The sequence below is a fragment of the Streptomyces sp. NPDC051664 genome (assembly GCF_044453545.1).
Classification (GTDB): Bacteria; Actinomycetota; Actinomycetes; order Streptomycetales; family Streptomycetaceae; genus Streptomyces.
Genome location: NZ_JBITCU010000005.1, coordinates 102,963 through 121,292 on the forward strand (window position 1 = coordinate 102,963; position 18,330 = coordinate 121,292).

At 70.9% G+C, this 18,330-nt stretch carries 15 protein-coding genes and 1 tRNA gene; 11 read left to right on the forward strand and 5 right to left on the reverse strand.

The window, feature by feature from the left end; genetic code table 11:
* Positions 1–12 precede the first annotated feature (12 nt).
* The 3 genes from ACIA8E_RS11790 to ACIA8E_RS11800 all read left to right on the forward strand — a co-directional run bounded on the left by ACIA8E_RS11790 (position 13) and on the right by ACIA8E_RS11800 (position 3,643).
* Positions 13–88 (forward strand) — tRNA-Gly (locus tag ACIA8E_RS11790).
* Between the two features lie 192 nt (positions 89–280).
* Positions 281–2,944, forward strand: a complete 2,664-nt coding sequence (locus ACIA8E_RS11795) for a hypothetical protein (protein WP_399296973.1) — start codon at positions 281–283, stop codon at positions 2,942–2,944.
* An 18-nt stretch (positions 2,945–2,962) separates the two neighbouring features.
* Positions 2,963–3,643, forward strand: a complete 681-nt coding sequence (locus ACIA8E_RS11800) for a hypothetical protein (RefSeq protein WP_399296975.1) — start codon at positions 2,963–2,965, stop codon at positions 3,641–3,643.
* A 31-nt stretch (positions 3,644–3,674) separates the two neighbouring features.
* Here ACIA8E_RS11800 and ACIA8E_RS11805 read toward each other — a convergent pair whose 3' ends face one another.
* The 3 genes from ACIA8E_RS11805 to ACIA8E_RS11815 all read right to left on the reverse strand — a co-directional run bounded on the left by ACIA8E_RS11805 (position 3,675) and on the right by ACIA8E_RS11815 (position 7,342).
* Positions 3,675–4,649: an acyl-ACP desaturase gene (locus ACIA8E_RS11805; RefSeq protein WP_399296977.1), complete on the reverse strand. Its 975-nt coding sequence runs from the start codon at positions 4,647–4,649 to the stop codon at positions 3,675–3,677.
* Positions 4,650–4,928: 279 nt separating this feature from the next.
* Entirely contained in the window at positions 4,929–6,560 is a 1,632-nt protein-coding gene (locus ACIA8E_RS11810; protein ID WP_399296979.1) for an ABC-F family ATP-binding cassette domain-containing protein, read from the reverse strand.
* 365 nt (positions 6,561–6,925) lie between these two features.
* Positions 6,926–7,342, reverse strand: coding sequence for an SsgA family sporulation/cell division regulator (locus tag ACIA8E_RS11815; protein ID WP_399296981.1), 417 nt, complete (start codon positions 7,340–7,342; stop codon positions 6,926–6,928).
* A 182-nt stretch (positions 7,343–7,524) separates the two neighbouring features.
* On the opposite strand from ACIA8E_RS11815, the gene ACIA8E_RS11820 reads away from it, so the two are divergent.
* Positions 7,525–8,622 carry a WD40/YVTN/BNR-like repeat-containing protein gene (locus ACIA8E_RS11820; RefSeq protein WP_399296983.1) on the forward strand — a complete coding sequence of 366 codons (1,098 nt, stop codon included), beginning with the start codon at positions 7,525–7,527 and terminating at the stop codon, positions 8,620–8,622.
* Positions 8,623–8,631: 9 nt separating this feature from the next.
* Here the strand turns inward: ACIA8E_RS11820 and ACIA8E_RS11825 are convergent, their stop codons facing one another.
* Positions 8,632–8,928, reverse strand: coding sequence for a YciI family protein (locus tag ACIA8E_RS11825; protein WP_326606778.1), 297 nt, complete (start codon positions 8,926–8,928; stop codon positions 8,632–8,634).
* Positions 8,929–8,993: 65 nt separating this feature from the next.
* On the opposite strand from ACIA8E_RS11825, the gene ACIA8E_RS11830 reads away from it, so the two are divergent.
* Together ACIA8E_RS11830 and mmpA are read left to right on the forward strand one after the other, a co-directional pair.
* Positions 8,994–9,671, forward strand: a complete 678-nt coding sequence (locus ACIA8E_RS11830) for an endonuclease V (protein ID WP_399296985.1) — start codon at positions 8,994–8,996, stop codon at positions 9,669–9,671.
* A 73-nt stretch (positions 9,672–9,744) separates the two neighbouring features.
* Positions 9,745–9,888, forward strand: coding sequence for a morphogenic membrane protein MmpA (gene mmpA, locus ACIA8E_RS11835; protein WP_399296987.1), 144 nt, complete (start codon positions 9,745–9,747; stop codon positions 9,886–9,888).
* 53 nt (positions 9,889–9,941) lie between these two features.
* Here the strand turns inward: mmpA and ACIA8E_RS11840 are convergent, their stop codons facing one another.
* The gene (locus ACIA8E_RS11840) at positions 9,942–11,132 is read right to left on the reverse strand and encodes a saccharopine dehydrogenase family protein (RefSeq protein WP_399296989.1); all 1,191 of its coding nucleotides are present in this window, start codon (positions 11,130–11,132) and stop codon (positions 9,942–9,944) included.
* Between the two features lie 204 nt (positions 11,133–11,336).
* Here ACIA8E_RS11840 and ACIA8E_RS11845 point away from each other — a divergent pair, with 204 nt between their 5' ends.
* From ACIA8E_RS11845 to ACIA8E_RS11865, 5 genes are read left to right on the forward strand one after another with little or no spacing between them, the layout of a single operon-like run.
* Complete coding sequence (locus tag ACIA8E_RS11845) at positions 11,337–12,479, forward strand: CaiB/BaiF CoA transferase family protein (protein WP_399296991.1); 1,143 nt, start codon at positions 11,337–11,339, stop codon at positions 12,477–12,479.
* Positions 12,479–13,504, forward strand: coding sequence for an LLM class F420-dependent oxidoreductase (locus ACIA8E_RS11850; RefSeq protein ID WP_399296993.1), 1,026 nt, complete (start codon positions 12,479–12,481; stop codon positions 13,502–13,504). The genes ACIA8E_RS11845 and ACIA8E_RS11850 overlap by 1 nt, the downstream gene beginning before the upstream one ends.
* A 10-nt stretch (positions 13,505–13,514) precedes the next feature.
* Positions 13,515–14,657, forward strand: coding sequence for an acyl-CoA dehydrogenase family protein (locus ACIA8E_RS11855; RefSeq protein WP_399296995.1), 1,143 nt, complete (start codon positions 13,515–13,517; stop codon positions 14,655–14,657).
* Positions 14,658–14,692: 35 nt separating this feature from the next.
* Positions 14,693–15,907, forward strand: coding sequence for an acetyl-CoA C-acetyltransferase (locus ACIA8E_RS11860; RefSeq protein ID WP_313940210.1), 1,215 nt, complete (start codon positions 14,693–14,695; stop codon positions 15,905–15,907).
* A gap of 38 nt (positions 15,908–15,945) precedes the next feature.
* The gene (locus ACIA8E_RS11865) at positions 15,946–18,117 is read left to right on the forward strand and encodes a 3-hydroxyacyl-CoA dehydrogenase NAD-binding domain-containing protein (protein WP_399296997.1); all 2,172 of its coding nucleotides are present in this window, start codon (positions 15,946–15,948) and stop codon (positions 18,115–18,117) included.
* Positions 18,118–18,330 lie beyond the last annotated feature (213 nt).

Consider the following 18,330-nt stretch of genomic DNA (forward strand, 5'->3'; position numbering starts at 1 on the left):
GATCTCCCCAATGCCCGGACGTAGCGCAGAGGCAGGCGCGCCGCCTCGCCGGGGCGGATACGCCGGTTCGAATCCGGCCGTTCTGGCAGGTCGTCCGCTCGGGGCCCCGTAGCGCAGAGGCAGTCGCGTCCGCACTGCTGCGGAAGGACGCCGGTTCGAGCGGCATGGTGACTCCGCTGCCACACGCCGGAGTCCCCGCCGGGCACGCCGATGCCGCCGTCGCCCGCAGCGTTCACCGGGCCGCTCGAGACACTTCGATCCCGGAAGGCACAATCGCCCCATGGTGAAAGATCTCCTGGACGCCCTCGACCCGCTCCCGTATCCGCAGCGCATGCGTGAACTCGCCGCGCGGGTACGCAGGCTGGCCGCCCACGGCGAGCTGCGACCGGTCCTGGCGGAACTGGAGCGGCGTGGACCGTACGAGCGGGGGCTCGCCGTCATCGCCGCGGCCGTCGGCCGGGACAGCGACTGGATCGCCGAACACCTCGCCGACGAGGACACCTTCGTACAGGGCCACGCCCTGCGGGTCGCGCACAGCCTCGGCGTACCGGACACGGCGTACGAAGCGGCGCTCGACGATGCCCCCGAAGCCGTGCGCCGCAGACTGCTGCGCGCCGTCGTGGACGGGCATCGCACCGCGCTCGCCGACCGGCTGATCGACGAGCTGCGCGCCACCTGGGGCGACGCCGAGGCGGCCCGTCTGCTGCCGGGCTGCTCCGCCGGGACCGTGACCCGACTGCTGCCGGAGCTCTTCCACGCGGTGTCCTGCTGGTCCGCGTTGGGCCGCCGCCACCCCGGCCCGCTCCTCGACGCCGCGGAACGCGAACTGGCCGCCAAGCCGGAGACCTCGCGTGACGGATGGTGGCAGTGGTACGGGCACGAACGAGGGATCGCCACGGCCGTCACGCACTGTCCGGAGCGGGTCCTCGACCTGCTCGAACGGTACGGTCCGTCCCAACTGCCCGCACCCCTGCACCGCCGGCTCGGCATCCTGGTCGGCGCCGACCCCGCGCGCTTCGTACGGCTGCTGCTCGGCCACCACGGCTTCGCGATCCGTCGCAGTGGCGCACTCACCCGCACCGTGCTCCGCCGCCTGGCCGACACGGTGCCGGAGGAACTCCTTGTCGAGCTGGGCCGCGCCATGGCCGGATTCTCCGAGCAGAACCGGTTGATCCAGGCGCTGCCACCGGGCCGCCGCGGGGCCTTCCACGCCGCGGTCGCCGACGGTCAGGGCGACGGCTCGCGCGTCACCGTCGACGCCACGCTGCTCGATGTGCTGCCCCGTACCTCCGTCGTGGAACAGGCGCGGCGCATGGCGGACCGGGCCCGGGACCGCGGCGCCCCGTGGTCCACCGTGCTGCTGGCGGAGTCGTATCTGCCCGTCGGTGAGGTGCGGGAGAAGCTGCTCGCCGCCACCCGGCGGTCTGCCGCGGACGACCGTGCCGAAGCCTGGCCGCTGCTGATACGCAACGCCGGACGCTCCGGCGACCCGGCCGCCGTCGCCGTCGTCCTGGACGACATGGCGAGGCTGCGCAACGAACAGGACCCCGTACGGTCCGCCGCGCTGCACGCGCTCCTCGCCGTCCCGCCCGCACTCCTCACCGACGACGTGGAACCACACCTGGACCGGTTGGTCGCCGACGCCGTCGAGGCCCGCGACTCCTCCCCGTACACCCGCGAAACGCTGAGCTCCCTCGCTGTCGCCGTGCTGCGCACCCACACGGCAACCGGGCAGCGCGCCCTGGTCAGCTGGGCGTTGCGCACCCTGACCAGGCTCTCCGGGAACACCGGCGGCGCCGACCTCGGCCGGCTCGACCGCACCCTGCGGCGCGGCCAGGAGCACACCGTCTTCGAGGCGCTGCGGCCCTGGCTGGAGGCAGGTGCCGAGAAGTCCGACTACGGGCTCGTCCTCTCCCTCACCCGGGCGGTGGGCCGCCGCGCGGCCGCCATGGAGGACCTGCAGGAACTGCTGTGGCAGGCCGTGCGCTTCGGGACCAGTTCCACCTCGCAGGCCGCCGTCGACCTCTGGCTGCAGTCGCGCGCCGACCGGGACGTCCGCGTCGAACGGATCCTCGCCCGCGAGCCGTCGGCCGCCGTGCTCCCCGCCGTGCTCTCCGTCCTCACCCGGCGGCGCACCGATCTGCTCGACCGATTCCTCGGCGACACCCCGCCGTACGGACGGTTCCTCACCCACGGCACGCCGTGGACCGTGCCGGTCGGGCGCGAGGTGCGCCGCTGGGTGCCACGTCAGGTGAGGGCCGCCGCCCGCGCACTGGAGCAGTCGGCGCAGGACGAGAAACTGCCGCTGCACGCACGGGCGGCGGCGATCGGCCAGCTGGCCGCGGTTCCGGAGTCGGGGGCGGAGGCGTTGAGCCGCTGGACCGGTTCGTCCGACGTGGTCCTTGCCGAGGCGGCACTCGCCGCGCTCGCCCGGACCGACCGGCCCGCCGACGTGTTGCCCGAACTGCTCGCACACACCGGAGACGACCGGGCCCGGGTCGCGGTGTACGCGGCGAGCCGCGTCTCGCGCCACGTTCGACCGTCACGGCTCGGTCCCCTGCTGCGGGGTCGGGTGGCGCCCGGCACCGGCAAGGTGACCAGCCGCAAGGAGGCCGTGCGGCTCGCCGCGACGCGGCTGCCGGCCGGCGAGGCGGCGGGCGTGCTCGCCGAGGCGTACGCACTGCCCGGCCAGCACCCGGATGTCCGTGCCGCGGTTGTGGCCTTCGGTACGGAACTGCTCGGTGACGAGCGGATGTGGGAGGTGATGGCGGACGCGGCGACCGGCGGCCGGGCACTGCGGACCGCCGTACTGCGGGTGGGTCCGGCCGAGCTGCCCGGGGCGTCCCGGCCGCGTTACGCGCGCCTGGTGCAACAGGTGTGCGCCACCGACGACGAGGACCTGGCCGCGCTCGCCCATCAGGCGCTGGCCCGCTGGGTGCCGTGAGCGCCCGGGGCATGCGCGGTGCTCGTCGACGCCCTCACCGACCTGGACCGCCGCCGTGGCTGGCAGTCCGCCGCCGTTGCGCTGACCGGCGCGGCCTCCGCGGCGCCGGAGGCGGCCGGTGAACTGAACCGGGCACTACGGACACTGGCCACCACCGACACCGCCGACGAGGCGGGATCCGAACGGGACCGGCCCGCCCGGCAGCGGATCGATCACCTCGTGAACCTGTTGACCGCACGGGCCGTGACGCACCCCGAGACGTTCCGGGCGGAACGTACCGCCGCCGCCGATATCCTCGCCGCGCACCGGGGTTTCGTACCGCAGGCTGCCGTACTCCTCGCCCACGCGCTGGACCTGGACGCCGGTCCCGACCCGCTGCACTCGGCGCTGGTCCGGCTGGCCCGCCTGCACGAGCGGCGGCCCGTGCTCGCTTCCCGTACCGCGCAGACGCTCGCCACCCGGATCACGTACGCACACCGGAACGGCATCGGAGACACCGACACCCTGCTCACCGTCGCAGCCCGGCTCGGCGCCACCGGAGACACCGCGGAAGGGCTGTTCGCCGCCGCACTCACCGCGACAGGCGGCGCCCGCACCGCGTGGACCGGACCCTGGCGCACCCAGCTGAGGCTGCTGCGCCAGCACCCGGTCCCCGACGTGCGCGACGCCGCCTACGCAGAGGTGACGGCCCACGAGTGAGCGGGCTCGTGGGCCGTCGGTGAGCCGTGGGTCAGGCGCCCGCGCGGGCGGCCATCCGAGCCTTGCGCGCGGCCAGCTTCTCGTCGAACTTGGCCGCCTCGCTGTCCAGGCCGCCCATGTACAGCCCCAGCTCCTCCTGCGCCTTCAGCCCGTCCGGGCCGAGCCCGTCGATGTCCAGGACCTTCAGGTAGCGCAGCACGGGCTGGATCACGTCGTCGTGGTGGATCCGCATGTTGTAGATCTCGCCGATCGCCATCTGCGCGGCGGCCCGCTCGAAGCCGGGCATTCCGTGGCCGGGCATCCGGAAGTTGACCACGACGTCGCGCACGGCCTGCATCGTCAGGTCCGGGGCGAGCTCGAAGGCCGCACCGAGCAGGTTGCGGTAGAAGACCATGTGCAGGTTCTCGTCGGTGGCGATGCGCGACAGCATGCGGTCGCAGACGGGGTCGCCCGACTGGTGACCGGTGTTGCGGTGCGAGACGCGGGTCGCGAGCTCCTGGAAGGCGACGTACGCCACCGAGTGCAGCATCGAGTGGCGGTTGTCGGACTCGAAGCCCTCCGCCATGTGCGCCATCCGGAACTGCTCCAGCTTGTCCGGGTCGACCGCGCGCGAGGTGAGCAGGTAGTCGCGCATCACGATGCCGTGCCGGCCCTCCTCGGCGGTCCAGCGGTGCACCCAGGTGCCCCAGGCGCCGTCACGGCCGAAGAGGGAGGCGATCTCGTGGTGGTAGCTGGGGAGGTTGTCCTCGGTCAGCAGGTTCACGACCAGTGCGATCTTGCCGATGTCGGAGACCTTGGACTGGTCGGCCTGCCAGGCCTCGCCGTCCTCGAAGATGCCGGGGAAGTTCCTGCCGTCCGAGAACGGTACGTACTCGTGGGGCATCCAGTCCTTGGCGACCTTGAGATGGCGGTTGAGCTCCTTCTCCACCACCTCTTCCAAGGCGTACAGCAGCTGGGCGTCTGTCCACGCCTGCGAACTGCCGAGGTGGGGAGAGGTGATCGTCACGGGGGCTCCTGGGGACGGGAGAATTACTTACGGCCTCGTAGGTTACGAGACCGTAGGTTAAGGCGGGAGTAAGGCCCCCGCCAAGCCCACTCACCCGAAGTTCGCTTACGTACCGTTATGTATGCAGGTCACGCTGGGTGTGCGGAGAAGTACATCACGCAGTTTCCGAGTGTTGCGAACTCACTGATGCGGAGGTATGGCGGCCGGGACCGCGCCCCGGTGGCGAGCACTGCCACCCCCCGTGCGGTCCTCATCCGTCCACCGATCCGGCCACGCTCCTCACATTTCCGCGCGTACCGCCTCTGCGGTCGTGTCTCGCAGTTCGCCGTCGAGCAACAGCCAGCGCGTGATCCCGAGCGACTCCAGGAACAGCACATCGTGGCTCGCCACCATCAGCGCCCCCTCGTACGACTCCAGAGCCGCCGTCAGCCGGCGCACGCTCGCCATGTCCAGGTTGTTCGTCGGTTCGTCCAGCAACAGCAGCTGCGGCGCCGGCTCGGCGAGCAGCAGCGCAGCCAGCGCCGCACGGAAGCGTTCCCCGCCCGACAGTGTTCCGGCGGGCCGGTCGGCCCGCGCCCCCTTGAACAGGAAATGCGCCAGCTTCGCCCTGATCCGGTTCTCCGTCGCGTCCGGTGCGAACCGCGCCACATTCTCCACGACGCTCAGCCCGTCGTCGAGCACATCCAGGCGCTGCGGAAGAAAACGCAGCGGCAGATGGGCCGTTGCCTCACCGGCCACCGGTGCCAGCTCGCCGGCCAGCGTGCGCAGCAGAGTCGTCTTGCCCGCGCCGTTGCGGCCCACCAGGGCGATCCGCTCGGGGCCGCGTACCTCGAACTCGCCGCGCACCCGTGCCCCGTGAGCGAGTTCCAGGTCGCGCAGTACGAGCACCCCCAGGCCCGGATGGACCTTCGTGTGGGGGAGTTCGACCCGGATCTCGTCGTCGTCGCGCACAGCCTCGACAGCCTCGCCGAGGCGCTCCTTCGCCTCGGCGAGCTTCCCGGTGTGCAGGACGCGGTGCTTGCCGGCCGACACCTGGGCGGCCCGCTTGCGGTTGCCCATGACCGCCTTCGGTTCGCGCTTGGTGTCCCACATCTTCTGTCCATAACGCTTTCGCCGGGCCAATTTGACCTGGGCGTCGGCCAGTTCACGCTTCTGGCGTTGTACGTCGGCCTCGGCGACCCGCACCATGCGCTCGGCCGCCTCCTGCTCGACGGCGAGAGCTTCCTCGTACGCCGTGAGGTTCCCGCCGTACCACGTGACCTGACCGTCCCGCAGATCTGCGATCTGGTCGACACGGTCCAGGAGTTCACGGTCGTGGCTGACGACGACCAGCGCACCCGTCCAGGCGTCGATGGCCTCGTACAGCCGCCCGCGGGCGTACAGATCCAGATTGTTCGTCGGTTCGTCCAGCAGCAGCACCCCGGGGCGGGCCAGCAGAAGTGCGGCGAGGCGCAGCAGCACGCACTCGCCGCCCGACAGCTCGCCGATGGTGCGGTCGAGTCCGATGTGGCCGAGGCCGAGCTGATCGAGGGTGGCGCGGGCGCGCTCCTCCACGTCCCAGTCGTCCCCCACGGCCGCGAACCACTCCTCGCGCACGTCACCCGCCTCGATGGCGTGCAGTGCGGCCCGGGTGTCCGCGACACCGAGGGCGGCATCGACCCGCAGGGCCGTGTCGAGGACCAGGTTCTGCGGCAGGTAGCCGATCTCGCCCAGGGTTCGGATACGGCCGTCGGCGGGGGTGAGTTCACCGGCGATCAGCCGCAACAGGGTTGATTTACCACTGCCGTTGAGCCCGATCAGGCCGGTCCTGCCGGGGCCCACGGCCAGCTGGAATTCGTCGAAGACCACACTGCCGTCCGGCCAGGCGAAGGAGAGAGACGAACAGGCGATGTGAGTCATGGGGGTAGACATACGGATCTCCCGGTTGCGAGGAAGGAAAGGAGGCAACGGGGTGAGACACCGGTCGGGGGCGTTCCACGGGCATGGCGCACGGCCAAGGAGGAGCCCCGGTTGCGGAGGACGGCTCGAAGAGCTGAGGTCACACCCGGGCGCGCAGACATGACAGACATGCACAGGCATGAACTGTCCGGACACGGCGCGCAACGCGGTGTCTCACGGCCTCAGACGAGCAACGTCCTTCTCCGATCCGACGACAACAAGGACGTCACGAACGGTACGAGCGGGCCTCGCGGCACAGCAAACGATTTACGTCGATCCCGGCCGCGCCGACGGGTGCGGCGGGACCCGGGCCGGTGGAGCCGCCGGGGGAGTCCGGATCAGCAGGTTCCGCCGAGCAGGTCCGCCAGACTGCGGTCGAGATCCAGGTACCGGTGCTCATCGCCCGGCGGGACCAGCGCCTGCGCCCGCCGGAGGAAGCGGCGCAGCTCCCCCGTGCGGACATGCACCATCGCGATGCCCTCGGCGGCGTGGAATTCCAGAACCGTACGGTCGTAACCGAACGGCCTGATCCGTACGTCCCCGACACCGGCCGGCGCGTCCATGCCCGCCGCCAGCAGCTCGCGGGAGAACTCCCAGGCCACCTCGGCGCCTTCCAGCGTCGCCGGGGCGGGGAACGCCATGCGTACGGCGAACGGGTCCCTGCGGTCGTACTGCAGCGTGGCGGGAAGGGTCTCCATGCGCGGCGCGGACGCGACCATGCGTGCCTGCACGGACTGCTCGATAACGATGGACACGACCTGCTCCCCCTCGGGCCGGATGAACGGTAACCGGCACCGACAGAGACGACAGAAGTCTTTGAACCGTGCACCGGCGACAGCGTGAGCTGCGTCACCTTGCGAGGCCGCCGCGATCGGATGTCCCTTTCGAGGAGGCGCACCCTGGACGGCGCCTTGACGGTCGGTTAGCTTCCTGCGCCATGAGGCTCAAGGGGAAGACGAGACGACTGATGTCATGGGGAGTGTGCGGGGCGGCGCTGACCGCCGCACTGGCCACTCCGGCCGCGCAGGCAGCACCGGGAGAGGGGCACGGGCCCGGCCACCGGCCCGCGTGGACGCTCACGGACACGGGAACCGACGCCCGCTTCCGTGGCCTCGCCGCCGTCAGCAGCCGCACCGCCTGGGCCGCGGGCTCGAAGGGCACGGTCCTGCGCACCACCGACGGAGGCCGCCACTGGCGCGACGTGGCGCCGCCCGGCGCGGCTGAGGCGGCCCTGGAGTTCCGCGACATCGAGGCCTTCGACGCACGGCGCGCGGTGGTACTGGCCATCGGGGAGGGCGACGCCTCCAGGGTGTTCCGTACGGACGACGGCGGGACCACCTGGACCGAGTCCTTCCGCAACACCGACGCCCGTGCCTTCTACGACTGCCTCACCTTCTTCGACAGCCGGCACGGCCTTGCCATGAGCGATCCGGTGGACGGTAAATTCCGCATCCTGTCCACCGCGGACGGCGGCCGCAGCTGGAAGGTGCTGCCCTCGGCGGGGATGCCGGACGCCCAGGCGGGCGAGGCGGGGTTCGCCGCGGGCGGCCAGTGCCTGGTCAGCTCGGGGCCGAAGGACGTCTGGCTGGCGACGGGCGGCGCGGCCACCGCCCGGGTGCTGCACTCCGCCGACCGCGGGCTGACCTGGACATCGACCGAATCGACGATCCCGGCCGGAGACCCGGCCCGAGGCGTCTTCGGCCTGGCGTTCCGTGACCGTACGCACGGCATCGCGGTCGGCGGTGACTATCGGGCCGACCAGGCATCGCCGAACGCCGCTGCCGTCACGGGCGACGGAGGCCGCAGCTGGCAGCAGTCCACCACCGCGCCGCCCGCCTACCGCTCCGGTGTCGCCTGGGTTCGGCACACCCGCTCGACGGCACTGGCCGTCGGCCCGACCGGGACGGACCTGACGACGGACGGCGGGCGCACCTGGCGCACGGTCGACACCGGTTCGTACGACACCGTGGACTGCACACCGGACGGCGGCTGCTGGGCGGCCGGCGAGAAGGGGCGGATCGCCAGGCAGGCATAGGGCCCGTCGTCAGGGCAACTGCTGCCGGTAAGGGGCGAGTTCGTCCGACGTCTTCGTCGCGATGAACTCCGTGATCCGGTATGCGCACACGCCCTCGGCCGCGAAGGGGTCGGCCGCCGCGATCTTCTCGATCTGCGCGCGGTCGTCCCCCACGGCGAGGATCACACCGCCGTCGCGCGGATTCTTGCGGCCGGACGCGATGAAGACCCCGGCCGCGTACTGCGTGTCCAGCCAGGCGACATGCGCCTCCATCAGTGCGTCGACACGTTCGACAGGGGCGGTGTAGGTCAACTCGAGTACGAACATGAATGTCACCTTATCGACACCGCATCGGAGCCCGCCCGGACGGGACTTCTAAGCTGGTCGGCACCATGACGACCTTCCGCACACCCGCCGATGCAGCCGAAGCCCGCGCCATCCAGGACACCCTCCGCGCCCGCGTGGTGCTCGACGAGCCGGGGCCGCAGCCCGGGACGGGACGGGCGACCGGTGTCGACGTCGCCTACGACGACGAGCGCGATGTCGTGGTCGCGGCGGCGGTCGTGCTCGACGCGGCGACTCTGGACGTCGTCGCGGAGACCACCGCCGTCGGACGGGTCACCTTCCCGTACGTCCCGGGACTGCTCGCCTTCCGGGAGATCCCGACCGTGCTGGCCGCGCTGGAGGCCCTGCCGGTCGACCCCGGTCTCGTCGTCTGCGACGGATACGGCAGGGCGCACCCGCGCCGCTTCGGGCTCGCCAGTCACCTGGGCGTTCTCACCGGACTCCCCGTCATCGGCGTCGCCAAGAACCCGTTCACCTTCACGTACGGCCAGCCGGGCCCCCGGCGCGGCGCCTCCTCGCCGCTCCTCGACGGGGACGAGGAGGTGGGCCGGGCGCTGCGCACCCAGGACGGCACCAAACCGGTGTACGTCTCGGTCGGACACCGGACCGGCCTGGACAACGCCTGTGCGCACACGCTCCTGCTGGCCAGGGATTTCCGCCAGCCGGAGACCACCCGCAGGGCCGACGCGCTGTGCAGGCAGGCGCTCCGGGAAGCGACCGCCTGAGTGCGCGCGGCCGCCGGTACCTGAGTATGTGTACGGATACCGCCTGCTGATCATGACCGGCACCCTTGTGCACATGAACGATCATCGAACGTCTGCACACACCGGAACTGTCCATCTCGCCCAACGGCGCCTCGCCGTGGGAATGAGCCTCGGCGTCCTCGCGGGTGTCGTGTGGACCGTCGCGATGATCTGCACGCTCGCGTCCTGGATGCTCTGACCGGCAGTTCCGCCTGCCGACCCCTCCCGCGACGGGTCGCGCGGCCGATCCGCTCAGCGGACGGCCGCGACCCGGAAGCGCAGCCCGGCCCCGCGCAGCCGCTCCAGCAGCGCGTCACCCATCGCGACGGCCGTCGTGACCTGCCCCGATGTCGGCGGAAGCTCGTCCAGGGCGAGGCAGAGCGCCGACTGGGCGAGCATCTTCGCCGTCTCGTCGTAGCCGGGGTCACCACCCGACACCTCCGTGAAGACCCGGCGGCCGCCGCCCTCCCCGACGAAACGCACCGTGAACCAGCTCCGCCTGCGGCGCTCCGCGTCCGGGCCCGCCCCCGGCTCGTACCGGCCCATCAGCCAATTCCGTGCGGCGGGCAGCTGAGCCACGCCGAGGAGGGCGCCGATCGCGGCCGTGCCGCCGAGCGCCACCGGCAGGCGCCTCACCGAGGCGAAGTGGCGGTAGCGGAAGTCGGGTCCGTACCGCGCCAGCCGCCGCGCCGAGCGTTCGACGACCTGTGGGTCCAGGGTTGGCAGGGGCAGCGCCCAGGTGCCGGTCCCTGCACTGAAGTGGGGGGTGCCGAGCGATGCGCGGGCGCGGCGGCCGACCAGGCGTGGTTCGTGCAGCCGGCGCTCCTGGGCCGCGCGCAGCATCTGCGGGCCGCGGCCCATCGCGGTGAGCGCGGATGCGAACGTACCGCCGGAGAAGACGGCATTGCTGCGGACGAAACCGTCGATCGTCAGCGGCACGTCCTGCGGCAGCTGCTGGACCGTGAAATACACCCCGAGGTCGTGCGGTACGGAGTCGAAGCCGCAGGCGTGCACGAGCCGGGCCCCGGTCTCGCGGGCCCGCGCGTCATGCTCCAGATACATCCGGTCGACGAACTCCGCTTCGCCGGTCAGGTCCGTGTAATCCGTCCCGGCCTCCGCGCAGGCGGCGACCAGCTTCTCGCCGTACCAGACGTACGGACCCACGGTCGAGGCCACCACATGCGCCGATTCGGCGAGTTCGCGCAGCGCGTCGGGGTCGTCGGCGTCGGCGTGCAGCAGTGGAAGGTCCGCACAGCGCGGATCGATCGCCGTCAGGCGGTCGCGTAGCTCGGCCAGCTTGGCCGGGCTACGGCCGGCCAGCGCCCAGCGGCAGCTGTCGGGTGCGTGGGCGGCGAGATATTCGGCGGTGAGGGCACCCACGAAGCCGGTGGCACCGAAAAGGACTATGTCATAGGGGCGTTGTGCCCCGTTCTGCCTGTTCACGAGTGCCTCCGCAGGGGCCGGCGCCGATGTAGCAGGCAGAGGTTAGCGGAGGGGGTCGTGGCGGTGTACAGCCGGGCGGCGATCGTGAGGGAGGATCCAAGGGAAAGAACTAAGCGCTTGCTCGGCTCAAGGGGTTGTGCGGAGCGCGGCACGTTCTTAGCATCATCGCTGTTACATCAGTTGTGTCACACCGCTGGGGGCTTGATGGCAACGACAGAGCACGGCCCACTGGCGGGCGTACGCGTGGTGGAGCTGGCGGGCATCGGGCCCGGCCCGTTCGCCGCGATGCTCCTGGCCGACCTCGGCGCCGACGTCGTCAGAGTCGACCGGCCCGCCGGCCCGGGGCTCGGCATCGATCCCGCATACGACCTCACCAACCGCAACAAACGCTCCGTGCTCGTCGACCTCAAGGCCGAGGACGGCCCGGACCGCGTCCTGGACCTGGTCGAACGCGCCGACATCCTGATCGAGGGCTACCGGCCGGGCGTCGCCGAACGCCTCGGCGTCGGCCCCGACGCCTGTCTCGCCCGCAATCCCGGGCTCGTCTACGGGCGGATGACCGGCTGGGGCCAGGACGGGCCACTCGCCGAGCGGGCCGGACACGACATCGCGTACATCGCCCTCACCGGCACGCTCTCCATGATCGGCAAGCCGGGCGAGCCGCCCACCGTCCCAGCCAATCTGGTCGGCGACTACGCGGGCGGCTCGCTCTATCTCGTCGTCGGCATCCTGGCCGCCCTCCAGCACGCACGCACCCCCGGCGGAACGGGCCAGGTCGTGGACGCGGCGATCGTCGACGGCGCCGCCCACCTCGCCACGATGATCCACGGGATGCTGGCGGCCGGCGGCTGGCAGGACCGGCGCGGCTCCAACCTCCTGGACGGCGGCTGTCCGTTCTACGGTTCGTACGAGACCGCCGACGGCCAGTACATGGCGGTCGGCCCGCTGGAGCAGCAGTTCTACGACGAGTTCATCAAGCTACTCGGCATCGAGGACCGGTGCCCGGACCGCAAGGACGTCACCCGCTGGGAGGAGCTGCGCACGGTCGTCGCCGACCGGTTCAGGACCCGGACACGCGCGGAGTGGACCGAGGTCTTCGAGGCCACGGACGCCTGTGTGGCCCCCGTCCTCTCGCTCCGCGAGGCCCCGCACCACCCGCACCTCGCCGCCCGCTCCACCTTCGTCGAACACGGCGGCCTCACCCAGCCCGCCCCCGCACCGCGCTTCTCCGCCACGCCCGTCTCCGTACGCAGCGGACCCGCGCAACCCGGCGCGGACACCGAGGACGTCGCCCGCGACTGGGACGTACCGAGCATGCACCGGCCCCGGAAGGACACCACCGACTGATGGAACTCTCCCTGCCGTTGAACTACGCGGGCAACCCGCGCGAGGCCTGCGACCAGGTCGCAGGCCTGGAGTCCGCCGGACTCGACGCCGTCTGGGTCGCGGAGGCCTATGGTTTCGACTCGCCCACACTCATGGGCTATCTGGCCGCCCGCACCGAACGTATGAAGATCGGCGCGGCGATCCTCAACGTCTATTCCCGCACTCCCGCCCTGATCGCTCAGACCGGCGCCGGACTCGACGCGATCTCCGGCGGCCGGGCGCTGCTCGGGCTCGGCGCGTCCGGGCCGCAAGTCGTCGAGGGCTGGCACGGCAAGGCGTACGACAAGCCGCTCGGCCGGACCCGCGAGACCGTCGAACTGTGCCGCCGGATCTGGCGCCGCGAGGTCATCGACCACCACGGCATCACCGACATGCCGCTGCCCAAGGAGAAGGGCGGCCGGCTCGGCAAGCCCCTGAAGATCCTGACCCGTCCGGTGCGCGAGGAGATCCCGCTCTACATCGCCTCGCTCGGCCCCGCCAACGTCCGGCTGACCGCCGAGATCGCCGACGGCTGGCTGCCCACCCTCTACCTGCCCGAGAAAGCCCAGCAGGTATGGGGCACGGCCCTCGCCGAAGGCGCCGCCGAGCGCGACCCGGCGCGCGGCCCGCTGCAGACCGTGGCCGGCGGACTCCTTGCCATCGGCGACGACGCGACCGCGCTCAGGGACCTCGCCCGCCCGCAGATCGCGCTGTACGTCGGCGGAATGGGCGCCAAGGGCAAGAACTTCTACAACGACCTCGCCGTCGCCTACGGGTACGAGAAGGAAGCCGCGCTCATCCAGGAGCTCTACCTCTCCGGGAAGAAGAAGGAGGCCGAGGCCGCCGTCCCGGACGAATTCTGCGAGCTCATGTCGCTGTGCGGACCCGAGGGGTACGTACGCGACCGCGTCGAGGCGTTCCGCGAGTCCGGCGTCACCATGCTGAACGTCATCCCGGTCGGCCCCGATCCGGCCCGGCTGATCTCCACCGTCAAGAACTGGCTCTAGGGGGCCCGCAGTGCAGCGGCAGATCTTCACCGAGGAGCACGACGCGTTCCGTGAGACCGTCCGGACCTTCCTGACCAAGGAAGTCGTCCCGCACTACGAGCAGTGGGAGAAGGACGGCATCGTCTCGCGCGAGGCCTGGCTCGCGGCCGGCCGGCAGGGACTGCTCGGCTTCGCCGTGCCCGAGGAGTACGGGGGCGGCGGCACCACCGACTTCCGGTACAGCGCCGTCCTCGCCGAGGAGTTCACCCGGGCCGGCGCCCCCGGACTCGCTCTCGGCCTGCACAACGACATCATCGGCCCCTACCTCACCGGCCTCGCCACCGAGGAACAGAAGCGGCGCTGGCTGCCGGGCTTCTGCAGCGGCGAGATCATCACCGCCATCGCGATGACCGAACCCGGCGCGGGCTCCGACCTCCAGGGCATCCGCACCACCGCCGAGGACAGGGGCGACCACTGGCTGCTCAACGGCTCCAAGACGTTCATCTCCAACGGCATCCTCGCCGACCTGGTGGTCGTCGTGGCGAAGACCACCCCGGAGGGCGGCGCGAAGGGACTCTCGCTGATCGTCGTCGAACGCGGCACGGAGGGCTTCGAGCGGGGCCGCAACCTCGACAAGATCGGCCAGAAGTCCCAGGACACGGCCGAGCTGTTCTTCAACGACGTCCGCGTCCCCAAGGAGAACCTGCTCGGTGAGCGCGACGGCGCGTTCATCCATCTGATGACCAACCTGGCACAGGAGCGGATGGGCATAGCGCTCGCCGGTATCGCCGCCGCCGAGTACCTCCTGGAGATCACCACCCAGTACGTCAAGGAGCGCGAAGCCTTCGGGCGGCCGCTCTCCAAGCTCCAGCACATCCGCTTCGAGATCGCCGAGATGGCCACCGAGTGCGCCGTCACCCGGACCTTCGTCGACCGGTGCATCGTCGACCACTCGAACGGCGAACTCGACGCCGTACACGCCTCGATGGCCAAGTGGTGGGCCACCGAACTGCAGAAGCGCGTCGCCGACCGTTGCCTCCAGCTCCACGGCGGCTACGGCTACATGGCGGAATACCGGGTCGCCAAGGCGTTCACCGACGGCCGCATCCAGACCATCTACGGCGGAACGACCGAGATCATGAAGGAGATCATCGGCCGCTCGCTGCTCGCCTGACCCCGACGATCGACCACCCCCGAAAGGCTGCTGTCTTGAGTACCGAAGCATTTGTCTACGACGCGATCCGTACCCCGCGCGGGCGCGGCAAGGCCAATGGCGCCCTGCACGGCACCAAGCCGATCGATCTCGTCGTCGGCCTCATCCACGAAATCCGCAACCGCTTCCCCGGCCTGGACCCGGCCGCCATCGACGACATCGTCCTCGGCGTGGTCAGCCCGCTCGGCGACCAGGGCTCCGACATCGCCCGGATCGCCGCCATCGCCGCCGGACTCCCGGACTCGGTGGCGGGCGTCCAGGAGAACCGGTTCTGTGCCTCCGGTCTGGAAGCCGTCAACCTGGCCGCAGCGAAGGTCCGTTCGGGCTGGGAGGACCTGATCCTCGCAGGCGGTGTCGAGTCCATGTCCCGGGTGCCGATGGGCTCCGACGGCGGTGCCTGGGCGATGGACCCGATGACCAACTACGAGACCGGCTTCGCCCCGCAGGGCGTCGGCGCCGACCTCATCGCGACCATCGAGGGCTTCTCGCGCCGCGACGTCGACGAGTTCGCCGCACTCTCCCAGGAGCGGGCCGCCGAGGCGTGGAAGGACGGCCGCTTCGCGCGCTCCGTCGTCCCGGTCAAGGACCGCAACGGCCTCGTCGTACTCGACCACGACGAGCACATGCGCCCCGGCACCACCGCCGACTCGCTGGCCGCTCTCAAGCCCTCGTTCGCCACCATCGGCGAGCTGGGCGGCTTCGACGCCGTGGCGCTGCAGAAGTACCACTGGGTCGAGAAGATCGACCACGTCCACCACGCGGGCAACTCCTCGGGCATCGTGGACGGCGCCGCACTCGTCGCCATCGGCAACAAGGAGACCGGCGAGCGGTACGGCCTCACGCCGCGTGCCCGGATCGTCTCCGCCGCGGTCTCCGGCTCCGAGCCGACCATCATGCTGACCGGACCCGCCCCCGCCACCCGCAAGGCCCTCGCCAAGGCCGGACTCACCATCGACGACATCGACCTCGTCGAGATCAACGAGGCGTTCGCCGGTGTCGTCCTCCGCTTCGCCCGGGACATGGGGCTCTCCCTCGACAAGATCAACGTCAACGGCGGCGCCATCGCGCTCGGACACCCGCTCGGCGCCACCGGCGCGATGATCCTCGGCACGCTCATCGACGAACTGGAGCGCCAGGACAAGCGGTACGGCCTCGCCACCCTCTGCGTCGGCGGCGGCATGGGCGTCGCCACCGTCATCGAGCGTCTCTGACCGTCCCCGGCCACCCCTTGCCTACGGAGAACACAGCAATGACCGAGAGCACGACCATCCGCTGGGAACAGGACGAGACCGGCGTCGTCACCCTCGTACTCGACGACCCCAACCAGTCCGCCAACACGATGAACCAGGCGTTCAAGGACTCCATCGCGGCCGTCGCCGACCGCGCCGAGGCCGAGAAGGACGCCATCCGCGGCATCATCTTCACGTCCGCCAAGAAGACCTTCTTCGCGGGCGGCGACCTCAAGGACATGATCAAGGTCGGTCCGGAGAACGCCCAGGACGCCTTCGACGTCGGCACCGCCATCAAGCACTCGCTGCGCCGCATCGAGACCCTCGGCATCCCCGTCGTCGCCGCCATCAACGGAGCGGCCCTCGGCGGCGGTTACGAGATCGCGCTCGCCTCCCACCACCGCATCGCCCTCGACGCGCCCGGCTCCCGCATCGGCCTGCCCGAAGTCACCCTCGGCCTGCTGCCCGCGGGCGGCGGTGTCACCCGCACCGTACGCCTCATGGGCGTGGCCGACGCGCTGCTGAAGGTCCTCCTCCAGGGCACCCAGTACACCCCGAAGCGCGCCCTGGAGAACGGCCTCGTCCACGAGGTCGCGGCCACACCCGAGGAGATGCTCGACAAGGCCCGCGCCTTCATCGACGCCCACCCCGAGTCCCAGCAGCCCTGGGACGTCAAGGGCTACAAGATCCCCGGCGGCACCCCGTCCCACCCGAAGTTCGCCGCCAACCTGCCCGCCTTCCCGGCCAACCTGAAGAAGCAGCTCGCGGGCGCCCCCATGCCTGCGCCCCGCAACATTCTGGCCGCCGCCGTCGAGGGCTCCCAGGTCGACTTCGAGACCGCGCTGACCATCGAGGCCCGGTACTTCACCGAGCTCGTCACCGGCCAGATCTCGAAGAACATGATCCAGGCGTTCTTCTTCGACCTCCAGGCCGTCAACTCCGGCGCCAACCGCCCCAAGGGCATCGAGGAGCGCCAGGTCAGGAAGGTCGCCGTCCTCGGCGCCGGGATGATGGGCGCCGGCATCGCGTACTCCTGCGCCCGCGCCGGCATCGAGGTCGTCCTCAAGGACGTCTCCACCGAGGCGGCCGCCATGGGCAAGGCATACAGCGAGAAGCTGCTCGCCAAGGCGCTCTCCCGGGGCCGTACGACCGAGGCGAAGCGCGACGAACTGCTGGCCCGCATCACCCCGACCGGCGACCCGGCCGATCTGGCGGGCTGCGACGCCGTCATCGAGGCGGTCTTCGAGGACACCGCGCTCAAGCACAAGGTGTTCCAGGAGATCCAGGACATCATCGAGCCCGACGCACTGCTCTGCTCCAACACCTCGACCCTGCCGATCACGGTCCTCGCCAAGGGGGTCAAGCGCCCCGCCGACTTCATCGGCCTGCACTTCTTCTCGCCCGTCGACAAGATGCCGCTGGTGGAGATCATCAAGGGTGAGCAGACCGGCGACGAGGCCCTGGCGCGCGCCTTCGACCTGGTCCGCCGGATCCAGAAGACGCCGATCGTCGTCAACGACTCGCGCGGCTTCTTCACCTCGCGTGTCATCGGCCAGTTCATCAACGAGGGCGTCGCCATGGTCGGCGAGGGCGTCGAGCCCGCGTCGGTCGAGCAGGCCGCGGCCCAGTCCGGCTACCCGGCCAAGGTCCTCTCGCTGATGGACGAGCTGACGCTGACCCTGCCGCGCAAGATCCGCAACGAGTCGAAGCGCGCGGTCGAGGAGGCGGGCGGCACCTGGGCCGGGCACCCTGCGGACGCGGTCATCGACCGGATGGTCGACGAGTTCGGACGTACCGGACGCAGCGGCGGCGCGGGCTTCTACGAGTACGGCGAGGACGGCAAGCGGGCCGGGCTGTGGCCGGGGCTGCGCGAGCACTTCGCCAAGCCGGAGGCCGACGTCCCGTTCGAGGACATGAAGGAGCGGATGCTCTTCTCCGAGGCACTGGACAGCGTGCGCTGCCTGGAGGAGAACGTCCTCATCTCGGTCGCCGACGCCAACATCGGATCCATCATGGGCATCGGCTTCCCGCCGTGGACCGGAGGCGTGCTCCAGTACATCAACGGGTACGAGGGCGGCCTGCCCGGCTTCGTGGCACGCGCCCGGGAACTCGCCGAGAAGTACGGCGACCGGTTCCTGCCGCCCGCGCTGCTGGTGGAGAAGGCCGAGAAGGGCGAGACCTTCCACGACTGACCGGCGTCCCCAGCGGGCCACGTACCGGCCGGAGGCTGCGGTATCCGCACCCTCCGGCCGGAAAATACCGGGTGGACAGCGGGACACCCTGTCAGCGTCAGCGCCATGAAGCGCGCTGCCATGACGACGACGCCGGAGAGTGTCCCGGAGCGCTGACAGATGTCTCAGTCCGAAGCCCCGGGGCGAGTGCCCCGGGGCTTCGGCACGGGGTCC

Excerpts from the sequence above, each read along its gene's own strand:
- ACIA8E_RS11850 (WP_399296993.1), top strand. The coding sequence starts at position 12,479 with ATGGAACTCTCCCTGCCGTTGAACTACGCGGGCAACCCGCGCGAGGCC.
- ACIA8E_RS11865 (WP_399296997.1), top strand. The coding sequence starts at position 15,946 with ATGACCGAGAGCACGACCATCCGCTGGGAACAGGACGAGACCGGCGTC.
- ACIA8E_RS11830 (WP_399296985.1), top strand. The coding sequence starts at position 8,994 with ATGACGACCTTCCGCACACCCGCCGATGCAGCCGAAGCCCGCGCCATC.
- ACIA8E_RS11825 (WP_326606778.1), bottom strand. The coding sequence starts at position 8,928 with ATGTTCGTACTCGAGTTGACCTACACCGCCCCTGTCGAACGTGTCGAC.
- mmpA (WP_399296987.1), top strand. The coding sequence starts at position 9,745 with ATGAACGATCATCGAACGTCTGCACACACCGGAACTGTCCATCTCGCC.
- ACIA8E_RS11810 (WP_399296979.1), bottom strand. The coding sequence starts at position 6,560 with ATGTCTACCCCCATGACTCACATCGCCTGTTCGTCTCTCTCCTTCGCC.
- ACIA8E_RS11845 (WP_399296991.1), top strand. The coding sequence starts at position 11,337 with ATGGCAACGACAGAGCACGGCCCACTGGCGGGCGTACGCGTGGTGGAG.
- ACIA8E_RS11795 (WP_399296973.1), top strand. The coding sequence starts at position 281 with ATGGTGAAAGATCTCCTGGACGCCCTCGACCCGCTCCCGTATCCGCAG.
- ACIA8E_RS11820 (WP_399296983.1), top strand. The coding sequence starts at position 7,525 with ATGAGGCTCAAGGGGAAGACGAGACGACTGATGTCATGGGGAGTGTGC.